Raw genomic sequence first — 24502 nt, 5'->3', positions numbered from 1 at the left:
CCAATGACCACGATCTATCGAATCGGTACTTCGCTTGAAAGCAATAAAAAGGAGTTGAGCGCTCATACGATTGCCAGCTTCTTGGTGGCGCAAGGCGTCGAGCGCGTTCCTGATCTGTGCGCCAATCGGCGGATGAATAAGGCGGCCTTGCGTTTCATCAACGATCTGAGCGCAATCAATTACTGGTTGAGCTCAGGCCGATTGGATGTCGTCGATGATGCTTTCGTGCTCACGACCGAAGGTATCAGGGAATGCGTGGAGCGGGAATCCGGGGAAGCGCGAGACGCCGCTGGTCGTCGCAAGAAGGAGTGCGTTTCGCCTGAGCTTGTTCGGCTGATGCGCGATGCCATTCTTCACGGCCGCTATCACGATGCCTCGGTGACGTTTGAGCCGAGGGACTTCGATCTGGGGTTGCGATGAAGCGGGTACCCGCGAACCCCGATCGTTTGCTGCTGGATGAGATTCGTGGCCTGATCGAGCAGGCCCGGCTGCATGTCGCGCAAACGGCCAACAGCACCTTGACGATGCTTCATTGGAAGCTAGGCGAGCGCATCCTGCGGGAAGTCCTGCAAGGTCAGCGTGCTCAATATGGCGAGGAGATTTTGCCGACACTGTCGGCAAAATTGGTACCCGACTACGGGCAGGGCTTCAGCGCCCGCAATCTCGCCCGGATGGTGAAATTCGCCGAAGCATTCACCGACGAAAACATTGTCGTATCACTGTCGCGAGAATTGAGCTGGAGCCATTTCGTCGAAATCCTGCCGCTGAAAAAGCCACTGGAACGCGAGTTCTACGCCGAAATGTGCCGCATCGAGCGCTGGAGCGTACGCACATTGCGCGAGCGCATCGGCGGCCAGCTTTATCTGCGCACGGCGTTGAGCAAGAAACCCGAGGCGCTGGTCGATGCCGAATTGAAAAAACTCCGGGCCGGCGGGCAGATGACGCCTGATCTGGTGTTTCGCGATCCGTACATGCTGGATTTTCTCGGACTGTCCGATGGCTACAGCGAGCGCGATCTGGAAGCGGCGATCCTGCGCGACATGGAACGCTTTCTGCTGGAACTGGGCGCAGGCTTCAGTTTTGTTGCCCGGCAGAAGCGCGTCAGTGTGGGTGCCGACGACTTTTATCTCGATCTGCTGTTCTACCACCGGCATTTGCGGCGGCTGGTGGCCGTGGAACTGAAACTGGAGAAGTTTCAGCCCGCCCACAAGGGCCAGATGGAACTGTATCTGCGCTGGTTGGACAAGTACGAACGGGCCGAAGGCGAGGAGTCGCCCATCGGCCTGATTCTGTGCGCCGAAGCCGATACCGAGCAGGTGGAACTGCTCGATCTGGTCAGCGCCAATATCCGGGTGGCGGAATACCTGGACAAGATTCCGGACATGAAACTGTTGCGGGCGCAATTGCACCGCATCGTGCAAAGAGCACGTGAGCAGGCAGCAGCCGGCGCCTTGCCGCATGTGCCCGAGGGAAATGGAGAAGACGCATGAACCTGAAACCCTGGCGCGAGATCGCCGTTCCGCACGAGGATGTCCTCAAAGGCACGTTCCAGCAGGCCGAATTTGCCGCTGATCTGTCGCGGGTGCACGACGGTACGGCGACGCCCGAGTATCAAAATGCGACGCTGTTCTTTCAGCGTACCTTCATCACCGAAGGTATGCGCCTGCTGCTCGATTCGGTAGTGAAGCGCCTTGCTGGTAAGGGTGGCGATCCGGTCATCCAGTTGCAAACAGCCTTCGGCGGCGGTAAGACGCATACGATGCTGGCCGTCTATCACCTTGCCAAGGGTGAGGCGGTGGCGAGCGACTTGCCGGGCATTCCCGCTATCCTCGATACAGCCGGTGTAACCGAGTTGCCGCGTGCCCGCGTGGCCGTTCTCGACGGCATCAAGTCATCCCCGAACCAGCCAACCGTGCGCGACGGCCATGCTTGCCGAACCCTGTGGGGCGATCTGGCATGGCAACTTGGCAAGGCCGAAGGCTACGCGCTGGTGGCCGATGCCGATGCGTCGGGTACGTCGCCCGGCAAGGCGGTACTGGAAACCCTGCTCAGCCGCTACGCGCCCTGCGTGATCCTGATCGACGAGTTGGTGGCCTATGTGCGCCAGTTCGAGGAAGGCAAGGCGCTGACCGGCGGCACCTTCGATTCCAACCTGAGTTTCATTCAGGCGCTGACCGAAGCCTTGAAGGCGGTGCCGACGGCGGTTTTGCTCGCCTCGCTGCCCGAATCGGACAAGGAAGCGGGCAGCCAGCGCGGCGTCAAGGCGCTGGCCTCGCTGGCCCATTACTTTGGCCGCATTCAGGCATTGTGGAAGCCGGTGGCGACCGAAGAAGCGTTCGAGATCGTGCGCCGCCGTTTGTTTACCAGCATCAACGACAAGCTGGCGGCGGAATCGGTCTGCCGTGCCTTCGCCGACTTCTACACGGCTAGCGGCACCGACTTCCCGCATGAGACACAGGAGAGCCGCTACTTCGAGCGCCTGATGCACGCCTACCCGATTCATCCCGAGGTGTTCGACCGGCTGTATGAGGATTGGTCTTCACTCGATAACTTCCAGCGCACGCGGGGTGTCTTGAAACTGATGGCGAAGGTGATTCACCGGATCTGGAAGGACAACGACAAAGACCCGCTCATCATGCCGGGCAGCTTCCCGCTGCAAGACGCCGACACCCGCAACGAGGTCATCTATTACCTGCCGCAAGGCTGGGACCCGGTGGTCGAGCGCGACGTGGATGGCGAGCGCGCCGAAACGACCGAGATCGAAAACCGCGATACCCGGCTCGGCGCCGTGCAGGCATGTCGCCGTTCGGCACGGGCGATCTTCCTGGGCAGTGCGCCGAGCACATCCAACCAGATGGTGCGCGGCCTTGAGCTTGAGCGCGTCGTCCTCGGCGTAGCGCAACCGGGACAGCAAGTGGGTGTGTATCGCGACGCGCTACGCCGCCTTGGCGACCGACTGCACTACCTGAACAGTGGCAACAACCGCTTCTGGTTCGACACGCGACCCAACCTGCGCCGTGAAATGGAAGAGCGGAAGCGGCGCTTCCAGGACAAGGAAGATGTGTTCCCGGCAATCCGTGACCGCGTACAGCGTAGCTTCGCTTCCGGCGTGTTCGGCGGTACGCATGTCTTCACGGCCAGCAGCGACATCCCCGATGACTGGCAATTGCGCCTGGTGGTGCTGCCGCCAGATGCCGCTTTCAGCCGCAGCGGCGGGGTTGGCAACCACAGCCTCGCCATCGACCGCGCCAACGTGATCCTGAAAAACCGGGGCGATCAGCCGCGCTTCAAGCAGAACCGTTTGATCTTCCTCGCCGCCGACTATGACTCGGTCAGCCGCCTGAAGGATCAGGTGCGCTCGACGCTGGCGTGGCAGTCCATCGTGAACGACATCAAGGAGATGAAGCTCAACCTCGACCAGTTCCAGTCGAGGCAGGCCAGCAAGAGTCTCGACGATGCCAGTGAGGCGCTGCGCCGCATGATCCGCGAGACCTACAAATGGCTGCTCGCGCCGATGCAGGAGGCGCGGCCCGCAGGGGTAAAAAATGCGGGGCTGTCCGAGATTCAGTGGGAGCATTTCCCGGTCAATCCCGGCGCGCAGAATCTGTCGCAGGAGATCGAGCGCGTCCTCAAGGAAAACGAACTGCTGATTACCGAGTGGGCACCGATCCACTTGGCGGCCCTGCTCAAGACGTGGTTCTGGAAAGACGGCGTGCGGGAGGCGAATGCCCTGAACGTGTGGCAGCAAAGTTGCCAGCAGCTTTACTTGCCGCGCTTGCGCGACGACACGGTTTTCCAATCGACCTTGGCCGCTGGCTCCGATAGCCGCGATTTCTTCGGCTTCGCCCAAGGCAAGGACGAGGACCGCTACCTCGGCTTCACCTACGGCAAGCGCACCTCGCCGTTCTTCGACTCGTCGCTGATTCTGATTGAGGCAGTGACGGCAGCGGGATTCGCCGAGGCTCAACGTGCTGCCGAAGAGGCGGCAAGGCCGAAGCCAAGCGATGCGCCCGCGACGGCGACCACTGGCTCGCGTGTCGAGGACTCGGCGAAGTCGACCTATCCGACGGGCGGCGGCGCGGCGCAGGCAACGAAGAAACATTTCTTCGGCAGCATCGAACTGGATGCCATCCAAGCGAAAAAGCAGTTCGCCGATCTGGTCGACGAAGTCGTCCTGCAATTCACCTCGCGCCCCGGCGTGAAGGTCCGTATCGCCATCGAGATTCAGGCCGAAGCGGCAACCGGCTTCGATGACGGGTTGCAGCGTGCGGTGAAGGAGAACTGCAACGTGCTGCGGTTCAAGAATGCGGAGTTTGAGGAAAGCGAGTAATCGGTCGGGATGGAATCCAGAAGATGACGCAAGCCAACGCAGCCTGTATGCCAAAGGATTCTCGGCGCCATCAAATCCTCTCGCTCAGGCTTCCGCGCGGTTCGCCCAGCGCTCGATGCGGCATATCCGCGCTTCCCAGGCCGGATGCAAGGCCACCGGCGAACATGCCAGCGTCGGCTGACCGAGCCGGGCGCCGATGCGCCCGGCGGCGACTCCGGCCTTGCCGCTGCTGACCGCGAGCAGGCGTTGCGCCGTCGCTTCGGCCGGGCCGCAGTGCAGGGCCAGCAACAACTCCAGCAGCAGTTCGAGGGCCGCGTTGGCGCGGCTGCTCTGGCCGAGGAACACCTCCAGAGCCGCTTCGATGACGCTGGCCACGGCCCAGGCATGCAGTGGCGACACGCGCGCGACTTCGGCCAGCGTCTGGACCAGACGGTGGCCTTTCAGCCAGCCGCCGGCAGCCAGTTTGCGGAGAACGGCGGCCAACTCGCCGGGATGCGCGCGGCCGTCTTCGATCCCGGCAATCAACAAATCCGTCGCCAGGCCACGCAGGTCACCGTCACGACCGGCCATGCCCAGCCACAACACCAGCATGCCGAGTTCCGACCACGGTCGCTCGCTCTCGAACAGCGGCTCCAGATAGGCGTGCAGGGGCTCGCCGGCGGCGGCGGCGAGGTCGAGGCGTTCGACCATCCGCTGCGCGCCCTGCGCCAGAAAGGCCTCGCTGTTCAGCGGCCAGAGGATGCGGCTCCATTCGAGCATCCAGGGCGCGGCATGGCCGACAGACAGCGAGTGGTGCGCCGCCGCTTCGTGCGGCAGGCAGGTCGGCAACACCAGGCTCGGATCAAGGCTACGCAACGCCAGCGCCGGCATGACCCGCCGCAGCCGGCGCACGAGCGCACCCAGGCCGCGCAAGCCCTGACGCAGCCTGGCCGCAGCCCCCCAGGCCGGCGTCGGCCGCAGCGGTTCGCCGGCGTTGGCGGGCAGGACCTCGAGATCCAGGCAGGGCAAGGCACTCTCGCGGCGCTGGCGACGCAGCGTGCGCGTCGTGGCTTGCCAGCGATAACTCGCGGGACGCAGCACATCCGGCCAGGAGACCTTCAATCCGAGTGGTTCCAGCGCCAGGCCGAGGTCGCCGCCAGGGCAGCGGGCGCGCCCCGCCGCGACCCACAGCGCTGCCTGCGCCCGCTCCTGCCGCTGCGGGCCAGCCTCGCCTCCGAGCGCCCAGCACAACGCCGGAGCCCAGGCGCCATGCAGTTCCCGGGCCTCGCCCAGCGCGTCGGCGCGGCCGTCCGGTGCCAGGCGCAACAGCGCCTGCAGCAGATCATGACGAAGCGGCCGCCGATTTTCCTGCTCGTAGACCGCCAGACGCCGCACCAGCGTGCGCGCATCGAGCCAGCCGTGGCTATGCGTGGGGGTCGCCAGTGGCGCCAGCGCACCGTGCCGGTCGAGATGTCGGGCCAGTTCGCGCAGGCGCTGATCGATGAAGCGCACCGGTCCGCGGACACGCCAGTAGAAGGGATAGGCGGTGTGCCGCAGTCCGCCCTCCAGCCAGGTCAGTACCAGATCGCGCAGGCCGTTGGGCGCCCCCGGCAGCACCAGGCCGCGCGCGTCGGCGGCGGCACCGGTATGGATGCGCTGAATCAGCGCCTGCGTGCGGGCGGCAAAATCGGCGGGCCGCTCGTCGAACAGACGGCCCATGCCATCGACCAGACGTTCGACCTCGTCGACCGAGGCCACGCGCTCGATCGCGTGCGCCACGCAGTCGATCAGTTCATCAACGCCGGCGATCGGCAGCAAGGGCTCGCACGTCGCCAGGATCGGCAGTTCGCCCAGGGCAAAGGCCAACGGCGGCGGCGGCGACGAGAAATCGACCGTTCCGGCCAGCCCGCCGAGAGTCTGCAGGCGCACCGGCACGGCCTGCAACCGGAGCTGCCATTGCCGCTCGGCGGCGCCGGCCGCCTCACTCCCCGCCGACGACGCGGCGGCGACAGGCACGGCCGCCGCACCGCTGAGGTTGGCGAGTTGCGCGCGGGCATGCGCAGAAATCTCGCCGTCGACGCGCAGCCATTGCGAAACCCGAGCGGCGTCCCAGGCGTCGGCACCGGCCGCCAGGAGTTGCGCCGCGGCCTCCTGGACCTCGCTCTCACGATGCCGCAAGGCCTCGAACAATACCGCGTGCGCGGCGTCGGTGATCGCAGCCTCGCGCCCCTCCTGGTCGGCCTGCTGCATGATCCGGCCGACCAGCTTCAGCGCGGCCAGGGCGTGCGCCTTGGCCGGCAGGCTGAACAAGGGCAGCATGGTGGTCAACGTCGGCGTTGCCGCCAGTGGCCGGCGGCGGGCGATCGACGCCAGTTGCCGAAGGGCAAAGCCAACGACATGACCGGTGCGATGGCTGAGCAGGTCCCGGTACTGCGCTTCGCGCGCATCGAGTTCTGCAGCCGTCGGCGCCAGCCGCAGATGCAGTTGGTGATAGCCGGAAAGGACGTTGCTGCTGGTGCTCTTCCACAATCCGGACAGGCTCGCGTCGAGCAGGCGCTGGCGGTCGAGCCGGCCCTCGTCGGCAAGGCGCAGCAAGGCGTCGCTCCAGCTTTCGTAGTTCTCGGGTCGCCGCGGGTTGTTGCGCAGCCAGGCGTCGCTGAAAGCGGCGGTATCGGTTTCGAACAGTCGCCAGACTTCCACTTCGAGCAGACCGGGGTCGGCCAGCAGGCGGGCACTGACCGGCACATGGCTCTCGCCGTTGCGGAACCATCCCGGATTGAGTCCACCAACCATCAACCGCACATAGCCTTCTTCCTCGGGGCGTGCGCAGAGTCCGTCACGCACCAGGCCGCGAACGAAGCTCCACCCGACGCCGGGGAACTCGTCGCGCAGCCGGTGACGCAGCCAGGCGTCGCGCCAGGCCGGGTCGCGGGCGACGAACACCCGCCGCAACAGCGCGTCCGCGTCGCGCAGGCCGAGCCAGCGCACACGCCGCGCCTTGTCGATCGGACACAGCGTGAGCACCGCCAGTGCGAGCTTGGCGTGGTGCTCGTTCCAGCGGCGTCCGAGGCCGCCGGTGCGCGTCGTCGGCAAACCGGGCAGCAGTCCCGTCCATGCGTTCAGCAGGCGTCCGCTGTCGACCGCCTTCAACAGTTCGGCGGCAATTGGCGCCAGCGCGCGGCGGGCCTCCAGCGGCAAGGCCAGCAGCGCGTCGACCACCTGCTCGGGCGACTGTCTGGCGATCAGCGCCGCCAACTCCGGCTCGTTCATGATGAAATCGGCACCTCGGCAGCGCCATCGAGGAACAGCCGCGCCGCCAGGATATGCTTGCAGGGACCACGCTCGCCCTGCAGTTTGCTGAACCACGGACAGGAGCAGCGATCCTGCCCGGCGCGCAGGCGCACATGGTGGACGACCTCGCGGCCATCGACCGCGAAGTCATGGCTGCCGACGTCGATCGTCTGCAGCAGCCGCACCTTGCTCCCGGCCAGCAGTTCGCGGGCATCGAGCAGGCGCGGCTGCAAGGCCTCGACGCGGTCAAGGTCGAACGGCAGTTCGCGATGAAAGTAGCGGCCGCTCGCCCGGTCGTAGCCCGCCAGTCCGCGCGCGCCGAGCGCGGCGAGCGCGCCCTCGACCTCGGCGATGCTCAGCCGGGTGGCCGCGGCGACGCGGCCGACGTCGATCTCGTTCTGCCAGCGCAACTCGGCGCGGACCCGCGGCAACGCCTGCTGCCAGGCGCTGCCGGCGAGCGTTTCGAGCACCTGGCCTTCACCCGAGAAGCCCCGCTGCGCCTCGGGGCTGACCAGCAGGGTCACCCGCCCGACCGGAAAGATCACCTCCCAGGCCGAAGCGCCCGCTGTCGCGGCGCTCCAGAGGCGCAGCCGTTCGGCCCGCTGCACCAGCCCCGGCAAGGTCCGCAGGCGTTGCAGGCCGCTGATCCGCACCGCGCCGGTGGCCGGTCGCTGACTCAGACGCAAGCCGCTGCCGGACTGAACGGCGAATGACGGCTGTCTAGGAACGCTGCCCAACGGCAGGCTCCGGGCAAAGTGGCGCGCCTCCACACCGTTCACGTCGGCCATCAGCAGCAGCCGCGGCTGATACGCCTGCACCTCGCTGAAGCCCTTGATCCAGCGCAGCGGCAGGCTGACCTTCTTCTCGACGACGCTTTCTGTGCCGTGACTCAGGGCGAACGCTTCCCTGCCGACGGAAAACTCGACCCGCTCGTTGTCCTGCAAACGCATCAGCGCGGCCCGCATCGGGAGGTTGAAGTCGACGTTGGTGGTGCCGCGGCCCAGCCGCTCGGCTTGCAGCCCGGCGGTATCGAGATCGACGCGCACGTAGACCCCGCAGCAGCCGCTGAACCCCTCGAAACGCAGCATCGCCTCGTTGCTGGTCACCACCGGGTCCATCTGCGGCGGCCGCGGCAGGAAATAGTGGCTGCGCACGACATCGAGCAGCGCCAGCAGCATGTCGGCAACGCTGCGCGGCTGTTCGATGCGCCCCTGAAAGAACGGCGGGTGTTCGTGGCCCGACGAACAGGTCGCCAGCCGCAGCGACTGCGCGCCGGCCGCGCCGACGACGCCCGACGCGTAGGGATAACGATAGGTATAGTTCAAGGCGCTTGCCGACATGCTGTTGATCGCTCCGCGAAATGAGCCATGGCTGCGGACCCATGGCTGCGCACTGCCGGCGTTTCCTGGTGCCCGGCGCCGCACACGACATTCTCGCAGTTTTTTCTTCTCACTCTCGCCGCAGCACACTCCTCGGCGGCCTGGTGATCGATGCCTGATTACGCAATAAGAATGAGATTGACTTCGCCCGCGACGCCATCGATACTGCGCGCGGGCGACTGAATGCCCAGGAGGATCTTTTCTGTTTCACATTGGTTTAACAAAGGAGGGAAGAGATGCGCGCACTCACGATGATGCTTTCGGGATTTCTGGCGATCGGCCTGGCGGGCACCGCCGAGGCCAAGGGCAGCAAACATGACGGGGACTCGGCAATCCCCGCATGCGGCAAGAATACCAAGGTCGCCCGGCCCGACGAGGAGGGAATCATCACGCTCAAGGAAAAGAAGAAGCGCGGCTGCGTCATCGACGTGCAGGCGCTGCGTCCGACACAATCCGCGGTGGGAATGGATGCCGTGGAGTGCAAGGCGGAAAAGATATCGAGCAACGCCAGGAAGGGAAAACTCAACGACTATCTGCTTGCAGACAATCGCTGGGTGCCGATGGTGCGCGGCCCGGGCGGCGTGTTCTACCTGACCGACCACCACCACCTGTCCACTGCCGTCTGGAATGCCGATATCAAGGACAAGGAGAAGAAGGTCTATGCCTTCCTGCTCGCCGACTGGTCGAACATGAAGGAGGATGCGTTCTGGCAGCAGATGGTCACGCAGCACGACACCTGGCTGAAGGCTCCCGACGGCAAGGACATCACCCCCGCGCAACTGCCCAGGAGCATCGGCACCTTGCAGGATGATCCGCTGCGGACGCTCTCGGCCTGGGTGAGAGGGAGCTGTGGCTACGTCAAGTGCGATCCTCCCGGGGCCGCCAAGGACGATGACGACCCGAGCTGCGCCGACAAGTTTCCGAACGTGACCTGCGCCGACGCTTATTTCCTCGAGTTCAAGTGGGGCGCCTACCTGGCCAATGTGCAGGAGGTCAAGGATGCGCTGGCCGGAGAAGCGTCGTGCTCACAGCAAACGCCCTTGAATACCACCTGCCTCGACAGTCAGTATGACAAGCTGACCCAGGCCCTGCCGGCGGCGATGCGGGCGGCGGCGGCACCCGCGGCGCAACAGGCGGTAGGCGAAGGCGCCGGCTACAACCCGGCCGTTCAGACCGGCATCGCGCAACCCAAACACTGCAAGTAGGCGCACCGTAAAGGCAGGGGCGGACGCCACGCACTGGCGGCTCGGCCCCTGCCGCGCGGAAAATCACGGCCGCGAGCGCTACTCGGGCAGGTTCACCGCCTGGTTCCCCGGCAACGCGGCCAGACGGGTGCGCAACGCCGTCGCGGCCGCAGGATTCAGCGACTTCAGCCGCGTATAACTGGCAGTGGCCGCGTCGCGGTCGCCGAGCCCGGCGTTGGCGACGGTCAGCAACACCCACGCCTGCACCAGTTGCGGCGCTTTCTCGGCCAGCGGTGTCAGTTGCTCCCGGGCCAGCGCGAACTGGCCGGTGCTGACGTACGCCGAGGCGAGATACAGCCGCGCATCGCTGGCCCCCGGCGAAAGCTCGAGCGCCTTGCGCAAGGCGACGATCGCCTCGCCGGCCTGGCGCTGCGCGAGTTTGGCCTCGCCGAGGTTGATCCAGGCGTTGCTGAAATCCGGCTTGAGGCGCAACGCCGTCTCGAACGCCGGCACCGCTTCCGCGGGGCGTTGCAGCTTGAGCAGACTGTAACCCTTGTTGCTCCAGGCCTGATGATCGGTCGGTTCGAGTTGCGTGGCGCGCTCGGCATACTCCAGCGCCTGGGCATACTCGCCGCGGCGGCCGTGCGCGGCGGCGAGCGCCTGGTAGGCGACGCCGTGCTGCGGGTTCAGTTCGAGCGCTCGGTTCAGCGCGAGCAACGCTTCCTGCGCCTTGCCGAGTGCCAGCCGCGCCTGCGCCAGCGCGACCCAGTCGTCGGCGTTCCTGCCGTCGAGCGCGACGACCCGTTCGTAGGCCCGTTCGGCCTGTGTCCAGTCGCGGCGCTCGTTGGCGATGCCGGCCAGTACGCGACACGCCGCCGTGGCCTGCGCATCGGCCTGCGCGCAGGCGCGTGCCGCCCATTCCGCCGCCTCGCTGAGGCGACCGGCACGCTGCCGCAGTTCGGCCAGCATGATCATGCTCACGGTCATTTGCGGATTCAGCTCCAGGGCCCGCTCGAAGGCCTGTGTGGCTTCCGCGTCACGCCCGGAGCGCCGCAGGACCAGGCCAAGGTTGAACCAGGCCTCGGGCTGCGCCGGATCGATCGCCAGCGCCTTGCGGAACGCCTGCTCCGCCTCGCGGTAGCGACCGGCCTTCTCCTCGCCGGCGCCGACGGTGTTCCACACTTTGGCGTCGTCGGACTGGCCACGGTCCTTGATGGCCGCCAGTTCCCGGCCGGCGGCCGCGCCTTCGCCACGCAGCGCCAGCGCTTGCGCCAGCTTGCGGCGCAGGCCGTCCGACTCGGGCGCCAGGCGCGCGGCAACCCGATAGCGCGCCGCCGCGTCGTCGCCGCGGCCGGCGGTGGCCGCCAGATCGCCCCAGCCTTCCCACACCGAGGCTTCGCCCGGCGAGAAACGCAAAGCGGTGGCGAAGGCGCTCGCCGCCTCGTCGTTGCGCCCCAGGACGCGCAGGGCCTCGCCGAGCAGTCCCCAGTAATAGCCCGCGGCCGGATTGAGACGGGTCGCACGCCGCGCTTCGGCCTCGGCCGCCGCCGGGTCATTGAGCGCCAGGTGCGTACGCGCCAGATAGCCGCTGCTCGGCGCATGCCATGGGGCGGCCGCGACACCGCGGCGCAGGTGCTCGCGCGCGGCCGGCCAGCGGTCGAGATTGCCCTCGGCCAGCCCGGCCGCAGCCACGGCATCCGCCGAAGTCGGATAGTACTGCTGCCAGCGCTCGGCATGCGCCAGCAGACCCGCCCAATCGGCGCGCAGGCGCAGCGCTTCGGCGATCTGCAGCCAGTCCGGCTCGGCTGTGACCGGCGCCGGGGGCGACGGCGTGCGACCCTCGCGCTCGAGACGCGCGATCGCCTCGGCGGGAATCGCCACGCTCACGTTCTGCCCCAGTTCGAGCACGCTGCTGGTAATCCCGAGCAGGCGCCCACTGCCGTCGAACAGCCCGCCACCGCTCGACCCCGGGGATACCGCGGCGCTGGTGAGGATTCTCGGCTCGCTGCTGCGCCGGTCGATGGCCGACACCAGACCGGCGCTGACCGCCACCCCGAGACCGAGCGGATTGCCGACGGCATAAGCCGCCTCGCCCTGTCGGACATCGGCCAGCGGCCGCATCGGCAAGGCCGGCGCGGGCACATCGGCGACCTCGAGCAGGCACAAGTCGCGGCCGACATCTTCGCGCAGCACGCGGGCGGCGAGCTGGCGCCCGTCCGCGGTGGTCAGCCGCACCGCTTGCGCCTCGGCCACCACATGACAATTGGTGACCACCCGCCCGGCGGCGACAAGCACCCCACTGCCCTCGCTCTCGACCAGGCCGCGCGCGTTCAGGGCGGCAACCAGCAGCACCTGCGTGCGCACCCTGGCCAGCACCTCCTGCGCCTGATCGGCGTGGACGACGGCGCTGGCCAGCGCCAGCAACAGGCAGCAGAGCGCCTTCATCGCCCGGCCTCGAAGGGCAGCAGGTAATCGTGATAGGCCCTTTCGGCCTGGCCGGGGTCGAGTTCGAGCAACTTCGCATACGCGCGGCGGACATCCGCGGGCCGGCCGGCGGCATGGTAGCCTTCGAGCAGTGCCCGCCACACCCGGGCCTGTTTGGGATCAAGCCGGAGCGATTGTTCCAGGGCGGCAATCATCGGCTCGCTGCGTCCCATGAGGCCATTGACGTAGCCGACCTGCCGCCAGACGAAAGGATCCTCTGGGCGCTTCAGCCTCGCCGCCTCGAACAGGCGCAGCGCCTCATCGAACTGGCCGCCGTCCTTGAGTGCGACCCCGAGGCTGTCCTGGACTGACTCGGCCTGCGCTTCGAATTTCGCCACCTCGCGGTACGCCTGGATCGCCTCCGGATACAGGCGCAACGCGTAATAGGTGTTGCCCAGGAAGATCCACGCCCAGGCCGGACTCAGCGGGCCGCGCGCCAGTGCCGCCCGCAGCGCATCGATGCCCTCCTTGCGACGCCCCAGCGCCGACAGCGCGGCGCCCTTCCAGAGCCAGCCGTCGGCATGCTCGGGCGATAGCGCCAGCAGCTTCTCGGCGGCGTTCAGCGCCCGCTGGTAATCCTGCGCGCGGTACTGGGCCTCGGCCAGCTTGATCCACCACAAGGCGTTCGCCGGCTCGGCGCGGGTCAGTTGCCGGAACAGCCGCAAGGCCTTCGGCCAGTCGCCGTGGTCGGCCGCCAGCGTCGCCGACAGGTACAGCGCGGTGGTATTCCAGGGCGCCAGCCGGATCGCCTCGTCGAGCGCCGTGGCCGCCGCCTGCGGTTGTTTGCGGCGTATCTCGATCCAGCCGATCATCGCCCAGACGCGCGTGTCCTCGGCCTGCACGGCGAGCAGTTGGCGGGCCGTGGCCAGCGCTTCGTCGAGCCGATCGAGGTTGATGCGCGCACGCGCCAGTCCCAGCCCCACCGTCACGTCGCCGGCAGCACGCCGCGCCGCCTCGCGATACGCCTGCTCGGCCGCCGGCCAGTCGCGCTGCGCCTCTTTCGCCCAGGCCAGCCAGAACCAGGCTTCCGGTTCGTCGGCCGCGCGTCGGGTACGCTCGGCTGCATGCGTGGCGAGTTCAGCCCAGCGCGCGTCACGTTCGAAAGCCGCCGCCTGGCCACGCCACTCCCGCAATTCGGTCTGTGCCGCGGCACGCGCGGCGATCTCCGGGATCCACGCGGCCGGCGCGGCAAAATTCACGTTCTGCCCATCCAGCCTGCGATAACGAATCACCCCCAGCAGCCGGCCGGATTCGTCGAACAGGCCGCCGCCTTCCGACCCTGGGGCAACCGGCGCCGTGTGCTGGATCAGCGCCTCGCCGCCGCTCTCGCGGATCGCGGCGACGACACCGTCGGAAACGCCGATGCCGAGCCCGAGCGCGTTGCTCACCGCGAGCACCCGCGCGCCGGCGGACGGCAGCGCGGTCGCCAGTTCCACCGGCCGCCCGGACAAGCCGGGAACGTCGAGCAGGCAAAGATTGCGGCGCACATCCGCGTGCAGCGGGCGCGCGACCAGGGTTCGACTCGCCGCGCGCAGACGCAGCAGCGGCGCCCCTTCGACGAGGTCGCACTGGACGACCACCCGTTCCGCATCGACGATCACCGCCGAGTGCGTGGCCAGCAGACGACCGTCGGCTGCCGCCACTTCGAGTTCGCGCACCTGCCCCGCAAGCGGTTCGAAAAGGGCCTGCGGCGAAGCGGCGAACGCCGGCTGCGCGACGCTCAGGAACAGCAGCAGCGCGCGCGTGCCCGGCCAGCCGGAAGCGCGGGGACAGCGGGGACAGCGGCGACGCGGGAAGACCTGCACAGGCAGCATCGGGGAAATCGCTTGTCATTGACGAGACGCGCACCATAACCGATCGCCGGTTTGCCGGCAACCGCGACAGCCCGTCGTTCGTCGCCGACGATCACTGCAGCACCTTCCTGACCTCGCCATTGCAGGCATTCTGCAGGCGCTCATATTCTTCCGGGGTATCGATCAGGGCTTGCGGTTCCTCGACCTTGCCGATTTCCCGATTGACGTAGGGAAGCCAACGCTCGTCGAGTTCCTGGAGCACGCGCGCGTAGCTCGCGCCGACCGCGCCGCGCCACACGCTGCCGGTAGCAAAACGATTGCTGATGCCGCCCTGCACTTCCTTCTGCACGCTGGTCAGGTGCGCCTGATAGGCCTTCACATGCCGCATCTCGTGCGCGAGGATTTCCTTGTACGCGCAGCTCCCCTTCGGAAACTCCTTGCCGACATAGACCGTGATCTGGTTGAAACCCAGCGTCAGCGTAATCTGCGGGCTCGCACACTCGTAGCGTTGGCCGGCGTCGCGGTAGGCGGGCATGTTCAGATTGAAGCGGGCGACGGCATTCGCCCGGGTCAGTCCGAGCACCTGGCTGCCGGGGCGCACCTTGTCGCCGCCGATACTGGTCAGCGAGCGATAGCCGAACTCGGTGTTGAAACCGACCTTGTTCTCCATCAACTGCACGCTCACCGCCGGCATCGGCAGCCGCTCGCATTCGGCAAGGTCGACGGCCGACAGCGCGCCGCAGGCGACGCTGCCGGCCACGAGCAGGGTCCAGCGCTTCAGGAGGCCTGGCGGAGCGGAAACGGTCATGGCGTCAGGTCCATCTGAACTGGCGGAAGCGCCCAAGGGCAACGTCGGGGTGTGAACGAATGCTCATCACCTGCGGTACTATCGGCCCATTATAGCGATCCGCGCCTTCCCCACGAAATCACGATACGCCTTTGGCATCCCCTGTGCCGACGTTCCAGCCGACAACCTCATCATGTCCAGAAACCTTGTTTTCATCGATTCCCGCGTTGCCGACTACCAGAGGCTGGCCAATAGCCTGGCTGGCGTCAGCGAAGTCCATATTCTGGATAGCGCTTCGGATGGTTTGCTTCAGATGGCTGCCCAGCTGCCAGCAGCCCGCAGGTCTTGTCGATGAGCACCGCACGGGAGGTGAATACCCCATGCGCGTGCAGGAAGATCAGTAACCATCCCCCGGCAAAGCCGGGGGATTTCCCGTCTTGGGTAACAGCCTGGGCCTCGCTACCTCGCGACCTCGCTGCAAGTGCTGTCAATCCTGGGGTTTAAACATCCCCTTGAGGGAGTTAAACAATCCGCCTACCGGACTGTCAGATGCTGTGCCATCCGGTTGAGACTTATCTGCCGCCCCGTCAATCTTTATACTGCGTGTGGCCACAGTGGTTTGTTCTGCTCCACCGGTTTCAGGAGGCTGTCCCGCCTTGGCTGTCATGACGCTGTTGCTGACCTTGAAGTAGAAATCACCCGTCAGAGAAGACGAATCCCAGGGAATCTGCTCGTTCTGAGATTCGGCGGCTACGCCTTTACGGGTATTTTTCAGCACGTCCTCCAGCTTCTGGTTGGGAATCCGCAGCTGCCTCAGAAAGTGAGTGGTAAACAGGCCATTTGCTCCTGAGCCGTCGGCAGCGGTCTTGCCTGGAGCCGTGGCAAAGGCAATTACCGTCCCGGTAGGCGCATCAATGGAAGCCAATCCTCCTTTACCAGCCGAACGCCAGGATCGTGCAAAGGGGTTGTCGCGGCAGGCATCCAGGACAACGACGTTGACTTGAGACTTGGCATCCTCCAGCTTGGTCAGGATCAGCCCCAAATTCAGGGTCTTGGATTGAATGTCGGTTTCTTTTTTCAGGTCAGCATCTATCGGGATCAGGTAATTTTCTCCATTGACCTGCATGCCATGACCTGCATAGAAAACCAGGGCCACCCCGCCTCGTTTGATGGCTCTGCCAAATTCTTCAATGGCAGAATTCATCCTATCCAGGCCGGCATCTTCCACTGCAATGACCTGGAAGCCGGATTTTCGCAACTCGATCGCCATGGCTCTGGCATCGTTGACCGGGTTGAGCAGTGCTCCGCGCCGGTACTTCGAATTACCCATGACCAGAGCCGTTCGTTGACCAAGAAATAGTGCGTCGGGACTGATGTTCTGCGGGGCATTCGGGATCGCCTGAGAAGCTGACGGCCGGGAGTCACGCTTGTTGATCGTTTGCGGTGAAGCGCCAGCCTCCAGGCGATCCGTCTTTACCAGATCCGATCGAATATTGGCCATTGCGCCGGCCTTCTTGATGTTCTGATCGTTGCGGGTCAGCGCGGCTGTAATGAGACTATTTGGCTCGTTGGTCAGACGATCAGCAATACGGTAGTGCTCGCTCGCTTTCCAGAAGGCCCCAGCTGCTTCTTCGCAGACGCCGAGATCATAATTGAGAGCGACGGATTCTTTCTCCTGTTCGTAAACATCCCTCATCATTTCGCATGCCCTGTCCATCCGACCACCGTTGGCAAACTTGATGGCACCGGCAAAGCGATCCTTGTTGGCCGAGGATCGGATGCGATCATCCGGATCCATCAGGGACACCGACATATTTTTCTCGTGGGGGACGATCTTGCGCATGACCTCGTCCACTACCGCAGCTTGCAGGCTACCCAGCAGCATCCGGCCGTCCTTCGGCGAATCACTACCGCAGGCCTGACTGCCCTCCTGTTTGGTAATGGCCTGGCTGAAGACGGCGTTACCGGTCTTGGCATTGATTAGCCGGACTTGCACTTGCATACTGGCCCTGCGATCAATGCACGGAATGGTCACGTTGCGACCGGAAACGCACTTGCTCACCAACTTTTTGGGGTCTGCCGTCTGGTCGCAGACAAACTGGGTCGTGGTGCTACGTTGATCCTGTACGACGGCCTGTGTGACTTCCCCGACAAGAATGGCATCTGCCCCCTGAGCACGAGCTGCACTGGCCAGCGACTTGGTGTCGCTGCTAACGGAGCGTCCTTCCGATGCTCGGCTGACCGAACGATAAACGGGCTTTTCTTGAACCCGTGCATTCATCATGGCGCTTTCCATGGCAACGGCTAGGCTATCGCCGTACTGCCCCGAAAAGCGAGCCACTGACATCGATTTGAAAGCAGAGGCCTCGGCGACTTCCGGAGCCTGAAGCATAGTAACTTGGGCTTTGTTCGCTACGCAACCAGCCAGCCCCAGACTGCACCCGTATACGGCTAGTGCCGTTTTCAAACTAACAGTTTGCACGTGGCCATCCCCATTGAGCACGTTAAAATCAGAAATACTTAGGGGCCAAACCCCTCTCTCTCATGGACAGCAAAAAGGCGTTATCCGACCAGATCGCCCGATTGCTTTAGTCATAATGAGAATTACTGAATAGATTATTTAATGTTGCCAGATCTTGAGCAATCGGCCCATTCGTCGGTAGTTCGTGGTTTATCGCAGTGACTTGGAGCTTGTTTAGGCTGCTTAAAACATCTTCACTGTCAGCCCCTTGTCCGATAGTACCCGTTGATGCCTATCTCTGTAAAGCGGTAGCCTTGTCCCCAAATTCCGTGATTCGAACCGCATAGAACCTGTTGAAGGCCGGTATATATAGGCTTTCCGGTAGACTATCGGCATCGGTACGAGCACCCGCTGGATGAACAGGGGAGGCCAAGCGATGATGAATCTGGCACAGTCGGTGCTTCCGTTCAAGATCGAAGCGACGGAAGAACGGCTGACGGCCAATGCCGGGCTGGCGCTGTTCGGCGAGTTCATCCGCGGTGTGGGTTTGGGCCGCTGGCTGGCCACCGAGATGCCGCAGCCGGGCAGTGCGCGCCGCAAACTTCACGTACCCAGGCCGACCTCTTCAATCACTGTAAAGACACGGGCAAGACCTTCGCCATCGGCGGCCGGCTGGATACCCCCACCCTGCAGGTCATTGCCGAGATTACTGAAGCCTCGTGGAAGACGTATGCCGAGGCGCTCGCCGGCGACCAGGCGTTCACCGCTCCGGTGCTGGGGGGACGTTCTCCGGTGTCTTCGCCAGCCCCGGCGATCTGTACTTCGACACCACCGCGCATGTCCTCTACGGCAACAACGACGCCGACACCGCCGCGGAGTTCGCGATTCAGCTCGTCGGGGTGACCACCCTGACCGCTGCTGATCTATTTCTCTGACCGAATGCGTACAGCCACCCTGATCAGCGAGCAAAAGCATGCCCTGAGCGGTTTCTTTTGGCTTCGTACATTGCCGCATCTGCGCGCTTGATCAGCTCGAAGGCCGTCGCTCCGTCCTTCGGAAAAATCGAGATGCCGATGCTCGGCCTGATGCGGAACTCACCGATGCCGAGCCGACAGGGCGCGGCAATCGCTCGGGCGATCTTTTCCGCGACAAGAGTCACGTCGCCCACTTCGCCGGACGCCACCAACAGGTACAGGAACTCGTCGCCGCCATGGCGGCAGACCGTGTCGTCCGCGCGCGTGCTTTCCTGCAAGCGCGCGGCGACGGTTTTCAGCACGGCGTCGCCGACATCGTGGCCGTGCACGTCGTTGATCTTCTTGAAATCGTCGAGGTCCATGAACATCACCGCCAGGCTCCAGCCGCGGCGTCTGGCCTGGGCCAGCGCGTGCGCCAGCCGATTGTCGAAGAGGGCGCGGTTCGGCAGACCGGTCAGGGCATCGTGAAAAGCGGCATGCCGCGCCGCTTCTTCCTCCTGCGTCAACTCGGCCAGCCGCTCTTCGAGAACGTGCCGCGCCTCCACCTCGACTTCGAGAGCCTGGTTCACGACCGAGAGCTTGTCCGCCGCTTCCAGCACCTTCCCTTCGATAGCCTCGGTCTTTTCCAGGGCCTCCTCGATTCCCGGGAGTTGATGCTGTCCAGCGACTTCCTCCTTGAGCGCCAGATTGACCGACGACAACTCGTCGGCGCACTCCTCCACCAGGAGCTTCACGTGCTCGCTCTGCCCGAGCACCCGGGTCAGGGCTTTGGCGTGTACGGCGACATCGGGAGTTACTGATCCGGGTTCATTCTTCATGGTCTGTGCCCTCCGCGCGCTGTCGAATGCTTCCTTGCACCGTCCCGGAGCGTACTGCCGTCAGCCAGCGTGGCGCCCGATCGAGTTCAGCAGGGTACGCCGGAAGACCATCGCCGTCTGTGCGCCCGCCAACATGGGCGCACTGCTCCAGTTACCAGGAAAACCGGCCGGTACCGGAAACCGGGTCTTGCTCCCTCACGCTCATGACTCGGTGCACCGCGTGCCGCGGACGACCATCGCGATCAGGGCCATGGCGCTGAAACCCGCGCCGGCGAGAAAGGTGAATGTGGCCCCGGCGCGATCCCAGAGCAGCCCGGCCAGGGCGCTGGCCACCAGCATCGCGAGTCCGCTGACGAGATTGAAGAAGCCATAGGCGGTGCCGCGCAGATCGGCCGGCGCCGTGGCCGCCACCATCGTCGCCAGCAGGCCCTGGGTGATGCCCAGGTGCAGGCCCCAGAAGGAGATGCCGGCCCACACCCAGACCCAGTGGTTGCTGTACGCCAGGAGCACATCGGCCGCGATCAGCACGACCAGTCCCCAGGCCAGCAGCCCGGTGTGGGACAGGCGGTCCGACAACTTCCCGAAGGGGTAGGCACTGGCCGCGTAGATCAGATTCATGCCGATCAGCACCAGCGGCGTCAGGGCGACAGGCAGCCCGCCCTGCGCGGCGCGCAGGACCAGAAAGGCTTCCGAAAACCGCGCCAGCGTGCATGCCGCGCCGATGCCCACCACCCACCAGTAGTCGCCCGAGAGGCGACGCAGGTTCTCGCCACGGATCGGGTTGACACGTCTGGCGACCGGCCCGCCCGCGGGCTCGCGCACGCCGAAGAACAACAGCGCGACAGCGAGGCCTGCCGGGAGGGTAGCCACCCAGAACACGGCCCGAAAATCGTTGGCGCAGGCGAACATCAACCCGATCGCCAGCAGTGGCCCGAGAAAGGCGCCCACGGTGTCGAGCGACTGGCGCAGACCGAAAGCCGCCCCGCGTATGCCGGGCGGTGCGAGGTCGGCCACCAGCGCATCGCGCGGCGCGCCCCGGATGCCCTTGCCGACGCGGTCGATGAGCCGGGCGGCCACCACCATCCCGGCGTCCCCGGCCAGCGCGAACAACGGCTTGGCGATCGCCCCCAGGCCGTAACCGAGCAGGGCCAGCGGCTTGCGCTTGCCCCACCAGTCGGAGAGCACGCCCGAGAAAACCTTCACGATCAACGCCGTCGCTTCCGCCGCGCCCTCGATCAGGCCGATCGTCAGCGCGCTGACGCCGAGAGCCGTGAACAGGAACACCGGCAGCAGGCTGTGGATCAGTTCCGAAGACACATCCATCAGCAGGCTGACAAAGCCCAGCGCCCAGATCGCGGGGGGAATCCTGCCGGCGTCGCGGTTCACGGGCAGCACGGCGGTTCCTCTGTGTGGGTGTTGCTCACCGGCTCAGTTGCGGCGGCCGGCGTCGCCATTGCGCCCGGCCAGGAACGCCTGCGCCTCCTCCCGGCGTTCGAAGACATGCGGCGCGATGCTGCGCGCGGAGAACGCCTCGCCGAGCTTGGAGCGCAGGAAGGCGCTGGTGGCGTAGCGGGTGATCTGACTGAAGTAATTGGCCAGAAAATAACGGTCCATCTCCGCATAGGCGTCGTACATGTCCTGGTTGATGCGAAAACGGTCGTAGTTGATGATCACCCCGACGCGCTTGCCGGCCGCCCGGCAGCGCAGTTCGCAGATATCCCAGATCGCCTTCACGTCATCGGCGCCGCGCACGTGCATGCCCTCGAAATTGAGGAACAGGATGTTGCGCTCCGGATCGTAGATCACCCGTTCCGGCAAGGACAGGTTGAGCAGTTCCGCCTCCAGGCCCATCGGGTTGGTATTGAAGATGCGTGCGTCCATTTCGCCATATTCGCCGATGATCGGCTCGAACGCCATGTACGGCAGGATGTCCCGTTCGACGTCAATGCCCGGCGCCACCTCGATCAGCGCCAGCCCCCGCCGCACCCGACGGAAAACGCAGCGTTCGGTGATGTAATACACCGGCTTGCCGCGATCGTAGGCGTACTGGCCGTTGAAGGTGATCTGCTCGACCTCTTTGAGGAACTTCCGCTGCCGGCCCTCCTCGACGATCCGCAGCTTGCCGTCAACCACCTCGACCTTCAGCCCGCGGCCGGTGAAGGTGCCGACGAAGACCACCAGGCGAGCGTTCTGGCTGATGTTGATGAAGCCGCCGGCGCCGGTCAGGCGGCCGCCGTAGCGGCTGACGCCGACGTTGCCGGTGGCATCGCACTCGGCCATGCCCAGACACGCCATGTCGAGGCCGCCACCGTCGTAGAAATCGAATTGCTGGTTCTCGTCGAGCACCGCATCCATGTTCACCCCGGTCCCGAAGTTGCCGCCGCTCGACGGAATGCCGCCGATCAGCCCGGATTCGACGGTCAGCGTCAGTAGATGCGAGATCCGCTCCTCGTCGGCGACCGCCGCCACCCCTTCGGGCATCCCGACGCCCAGGTTGATGATCCCGTTGGGCGGCAATTCGAAGGCTGCGCGCCGGGCGATGATCTTGCGCTCGGTCAGCGGCGTCGACACCAGACTGGCGCGCGGCACCCGGAATTCGCCGGCATAGGCGGCGCTGTACTGGGTGGCCAGGGTCTGCATGTGCTGCAGCGGCTCGGCGACCACCACGCAGTCGACCAGAATCCCCGGAATCCTGACCTGCCGTGGCGGCAGGCCGCTGCGCTCGGCGATCCGCTCGACCTGGGCGATGACGATGCCGTTGCTGTTCTTCACCGCCATGGCCATCGCCAGGTTGTTCAGGGTCAGTGCTTCGCGTTCCATGGTGATGTTGCCGAAGGTATCGGCGGTGGTGCCGCGCACGAAGGCGACATTGACCTGGCCAACCTTGTAGAACAGCCACTCCTCGCCATCGACCTCGACCAGGCTGACGATGTCCTTGGTGGTCCCGGCATTGACCCGGCCACCGCCGTAGCGCGGGTCGACGAAGGTATGCAGCCCGACCTTGGAGAACGAACCCGGCTTGCCCGCGGCGAGGTCCCGGAACAACTGGCAGATGATGCCCTGCGGCAGGTTGTAGGCCTGGATGCGATTGTCGAGCGCCAGTTGCGCGACCTTCGGCATGCGCCCCCAGTGGCCGGCCACCACCCGCCGCAGCAGGCCTTCGTGGCCGAGGTGGTTGAGCCCCAGCGTCTTGCCGTCGCCCTGACCGGCGGCGGCGAACAAGGCCAGGTTGCGCGGGCTGCCGGTGGCCAGGAAGCGGCGCTCCAGCGCCGACAGCAGGGCTTCGGCGAAGCCGGTCTGGACGAAGCCGGTACTGGCCAGGGTATCGCCGTCACGGATCAGGGCGATCGCTTCGTCGGCGGTGACAATCTTGCTGCGCATGGTGGTTTCCTCTCGATCATCCAGGTGATTGTTGGCCGCAGTGTGCATGCGCCAGGCGACCGGCGGCCTCGCCTGCGTCGCGCCGGCCGCGATGCGACACCGCCATCCGTGACATGCACGAGCCTTCCCTTCGGGGTTTCCTTGCAGGTTTTCGCCTCAAATTACGGAAATTTCCTCATCGAATGGACGATGTTGAGCACCTGGATTTCATCTACTGTGACGCAGACAAATGCGATGTACGGAAGACGGTGAATCCCCAATTCTCGCGCTCCGGGAATCCGGTCACTCGCGCGAATCCGCTCCGGGAAGTCCCGTAGCTTTTCGATGACCAAAGCGATCCGGGCTTCGACCGCTTCGGCCGTAACCGGCCAAGACTGCTCGTAGTAGTAGGCGAGGATGTTTTCGAGATCATCAAGCGCCTCGATCGTCCAGGTGATGCGCACGGCCTATGCAGTTCGCTCACTGAATCGCGCCTTGAGACGCTCCCGCACGCGCTTCACCGCTTCGCTGTGCTCGATGAGTTCCGTTTCCCCTGTCTCTACGCGCTTGATCGTGCCAGCCACCTTCTCGAAGAGCCAGCCATCGTAGCCGGACTCTCGGTCGATGATCATTTCCGGAAGCACCGTATCAAGGGCGTCCTCGATCGAAATCATGATCCCGACCGGCCGGCCGTTCTTCGTGATGACGACCGGCTCCCGCTGTGACGCATCCAGGAACTCGCCGAAATGATTCTTCGCATCGCGTGCACTCATGGATTTCATCGACATATCCTTGATTGATGGATGGTAATGTGTCTATTGTAGCTACAAGAGCCATCTGTGCAAGGGAATCTGCGCCAGACCGGGCGGGAAGGGCCTCGCCCTCATTTCACCCGGAACGCCTCTCTCCGTTCGGCCAGCGGCACAGGAACAAAGCGCGAATAACGGCTTCGCCGTACATTGCGCCTGTCTGCTGGTGAAGCCGAGACGGTTCGAACAGAGAGAATCGGAGTAAAACCGGGAGCAGAAATTGGTGTCCGCAACGCGCCGAAATTTCCCGCTCCTGGCACTCCGGCGCTCATGCCTCTGGGGTAAATCCAGAAAACATGTTTGCAGAAGGCGGGCCCAGCGCTCCGGCCCGGGTTCTTCGAACAATTGGATGGATCTTTTCTTCGCACGATCCATCCCAATTCAGGCATCGGGTTTACTGACCAGAGGGAATCTCTCGGGATAACGAATAGACTCAACCGCCAAGTCCACATCCAGCTCAGGCCAATACAAATGGTTTGCTGATGGACGCTCGACATGAAGAATCTTCCCGACAGCGGCATGCTGAAACCAGGGGAAGTCAGAGAACGGAAGAAACAATTCTTCGTCCTCCAGCAACAGCCAGAAACCATGCCGAGAGATATTGGTTACTTCAACTGGGGAAGTGTTCAAGCCAGGCGCTGCGGATTTCATTTTGGTGTTCCTGAACCAGGCGAAGTGCTTCGTTGATTTCGCTCCGGGAAAGCCCGACGTGCTGGGCAAGTTCAATCGTGGGTTCAACCCAAAATTTTGCCTCTCCATTCTGGCCCTGCACATGGACGTGCATTCTGGGCTCTTCACGCGAGAAGAAATAAAAACGGAAGCCGCTTTCTCGAAAAACGGTTGGACTCATTTG

Annotated in this window: 19 protein-coding genes; 6 read left to right on the top strand and 13 right to left on the bottom strand. The window is 64.8% G+C overall.

Going from position 1 to position 24502, the window contains the following annotated elements:
- The first annotated feature begins 3 nt into the window (after positions 1–3).
- From AC15MQ_RS01965 to AC15MQ_RS01955, 3 genes are read left to right on the top strand one after another with little or no spacing between them, the layout of a single operon-like run.
- Positions 4–420 (top strand): hypothetical protein, encoded by a 417-nt coding sequence (locus AC15MQ_RS01965; RefSeq protein ID WP_483079159.1) that lies wholly within the window; start codon positions 4–6, stop codon positions 418–420.
- A complete protein-coding gene (locus tag AC15MQ_RS01960) occupies positions 417–1490 on the top strand; it encodes a PDDEXK nuclease domain-containing protein (protein WP_483079158.1) in 1074 nt (357 codons plus the stop codon). Before AC15MQ_RS01965 ends, AC15MQ_RS01960 begins: the two co-directional genes overlap by 4 nt.
- On the top strand, positions 1487–4330 hold the full coding sequence (locus AC15MQ_RS01955; RefSeq protein ID WP_483079157.1) for an ATP-binding protein: 2844 nt from the start codon (positions 1487–1489) through the stop codon (positions 4328–4330). Before AC15MQ_RS01960 ends, AC15MQ_RS01955 begins: the two co-directional genes overlap by 4 nt.
- Before the next feature lie 84 nt (positions 4331–4414).
- Here AC15MQ_RS01955 and AC15MQ_RS01950 read toward each other — a convergent pair whose 3' ends face one another.
- Positions 4415–7579 (bottom strand): DUF6493 family protein, encoded by a 3165-nt coding sequence (locus AC15MQ_RS01950; protein WP_483079156.1) that lies wholly within the window; start codon positions 7577–7579, stop codon positions 4415–4417.
- Positions 7576–8940 (bottom strand): SWIM zinc finger family protein, encoded by a 1365-nt coding sequence (locus AC15MQ_RS01945; RefSeq protein ID WP_483079155.1) that lies wholly within the window; start codon positions 8938–8940, stop codon positions 7576–7578. The genes AC15MQ_RS01950 and AC15MQ_RS01945 overlap by 4 nt, the downstream gene beginning before the upstream one ends.
- Before the next feature lie 275 nt (positions 8941–9215).
- On the opposite strand from AC15MQ_RS01945, the gene AC15MQ_RS01940 reads away from it, so the two are divergent.
- The gene (locus AC15MQ_RS01940; protein ID WP_287670772.1) at positions 9216–10184 is read left to right on the top strand and encodes a ParB/Srx family N-terminal domain-containing protein; all 969 of its coding nucleotides are present in this window, start codon (positions 9216–9218) and stop codon (positions 10182–10184) included.
- 78 nt (positions 10185–10262) lie between these two features.
- On the opposite strand, the gene AC15MQ_RS01935 is transcribed toward AC15MQ_RS01940, so the two are convergent.
- The 3 genes from AC15MQ_RS01935 to AC15MQ_RS01925 form a co-directional block, all read right to left on the bottom strand.
- Positions 10263–12608 (bottom strand): tetratricopeptide repeat protein, encoded by a 2346-nt coding sequence (locus AC15MQ_RS01935; protein WP_483079154.1) that lies wholly within the window; start codon positions 12606–12608, stop codon positions 10263–10265.
- The gene (locus AC15MQ_RS01930) at positions 12605–14461 is read right to left on the bottom strand and encodes a tetratricopeptide repeat protein (protein WP_483079153.1); all 1857 of its coding nucleotides are present in this window, start codon (positions 14459–14461) and stop codon (positions 12605–12607) included. The genes AC15MQ_RS01935 and AC15MQ_RS01930 overlap by 4 nt, the downstream gene beginning before the upstream one ends.
- A gap of 91 nt (positions 14462–14552) precedes the next feature.
- The gene (locus tag AC15MQ_RS01925; RefSeq protein WP_483079152.1) at positions 14553–15248 is read right to left on the bottom strand and encodes a hypothetical protein; all 696 of its coding nucleotides are present in this window, start codon (positions 15246–15248) and stop codon (positions 14553–14555) included.
- A gap of 172 nt (positions 15249–15420) precedes the next feature.
- Here AC15MQ_RS01925 and AC15MQ_RS01920 point away from each other — a divergent pair, with 172 nt between their 5' ends.
- Positions 15421–15582, top strand: a complete 162-nt coding sequence (locus AC15MQ_RS01920; RefSeq protein WP_483079151.1) for a DUF4347 domain-containing protein — start codon at positions 15421–15423, stop codon at positions 15580–15582.
- Between the two features lie 132 nt (positions 15583–15714).
- Here the strand turns inward: AC15MQ_RS01920 and AC15MQ_RS01915 are convergent, their stop codons facing one another.
- Positions 15715–17511 (bottom strand): caspase family protein, encoded by a 1797-nt coding sequence (locus AC15MQ_RS01915; protein WP_483079150.1) that lies wholly within the window; start codon positions 17509–17511, stop codon positions 15715–15717.
- Positions 17512–18407: 896 nt separating this feature from the next.
- Here AC15MQ_RS01915 and AC15MQ_RS01910 point away from each other — a divergent pair.
- Entirely contained in the window at positions 18408–18623 is a 216-nt protein-coding gene (locus tag AC15MQ_RS01910; RefSeq protein WP_483079149.1) for a hypothetical protein, read from the top strand.
- 23 nt (positions 18624–18646) lie between these two features.
- On the opposite strand, the gene AC15MQ_RS01905 is transcribed toward AC15MQ_RS01910, so the two are convergent.
- The 7 genes from AC15MQ_RS01905 to AC15MQ_RS01875 all read right to left on the bottom strand — a co-directional run bounded on the left by AC15MQ_RS01905 (position 18647) and on the right by AC15MQ_RS01875 (position 24499).
- A complete protein-coding gene (locus AC15MQ_RS01905) occupies positions 18647–19480 on the bottom strand; it encodes a diguanylate cyclase domain-containing protein (RefSeq protein WP_483079148.1) in 834 nt (277 codons plus the stop codon).
- A gap of 201 nt (positions 19481–19681) precedes the next feature.
- Positions 19682–20875 (bottom strand): MFS transporter, encoded by a 1194-nt coding sequence (locus AC15MQ_RS01900; protein WP_483079147.1) that lies wholly within the window; start codon positions 20873–20875, stop codon positions 19682–19684.
- 33 nt (positions 20876–20908) lie between these two features.
- Entirely contained in the window at positions 20909–22861 is a 1953-nt protein-coding gene (locus AC15MQ_RS01895) for an acyl CoA:acetate/3-ketoacid CoA transferase (RefSeq protein ID WP_483079146.1), read from the bottom strand.
- A 161-nt stretch (positions 22862–23022) separates the two neighbouring features.
- Positions 23023–23304: a type II toxin-antitoxin system RelE/ParE family toxin gene (locus tag AC15MQ_RS01890; RefSeq protein WP_287670725.1), complete on the bottom strand. Its 282-nt coding sequence runs from the start codon at positions 23302–23304 to the stop codon at positions 23023–23025.
- A 3-nt stretch (positions 23305–23307) separates the two neighbouring features.
- Positions 23308–23622: a type II toxin-antitoxin system Phd/YefM family antitoxin gene (locus tag AC15MQ_RS01885; protein ID WP_483079145.1), complete on the bottom strand. Its 315-nt coding sequence runs from the start codon at positions 23620–23622 to the stop codon at positions 23308–23310.
- 408 nt (positions 23623–24030) lie between these two features.
- Positions 24031–24300 (bottom strand): DUF2442 domain-containing protein, encoded by a 270-nt coding sequence (locus tag AC15MQ_RS01880; protein ID WP_332336278.1) that lies wholly within the window; start codon positions 24298–24300, stop codon positions 24031–24033.
- Complete coding sequence (locus AC15MQ_RS01875; RefSeq protein WP_483079144.1) at positions 24260–24499, bottom strand: DUF4160 domain-containing protein; 240 nt, start codon at positions 24497–24499, stop codon at positions 24260–24262. Before AC15MQ_RS01875 ends, AC15MQ_RS01880 begins: the two co-directional genes overlap by 41 nt.
- Positions 24500–24502: the final 3 nt, after the last annotated feature.

The organism is Candidatus Accumulibacter propinquus (genome assembly GCF_056856495.1).
Note: the sequence above shows the minus strand (reverse complement) of the source record. Positions and strands in the feature narration are given on the sequence as shown.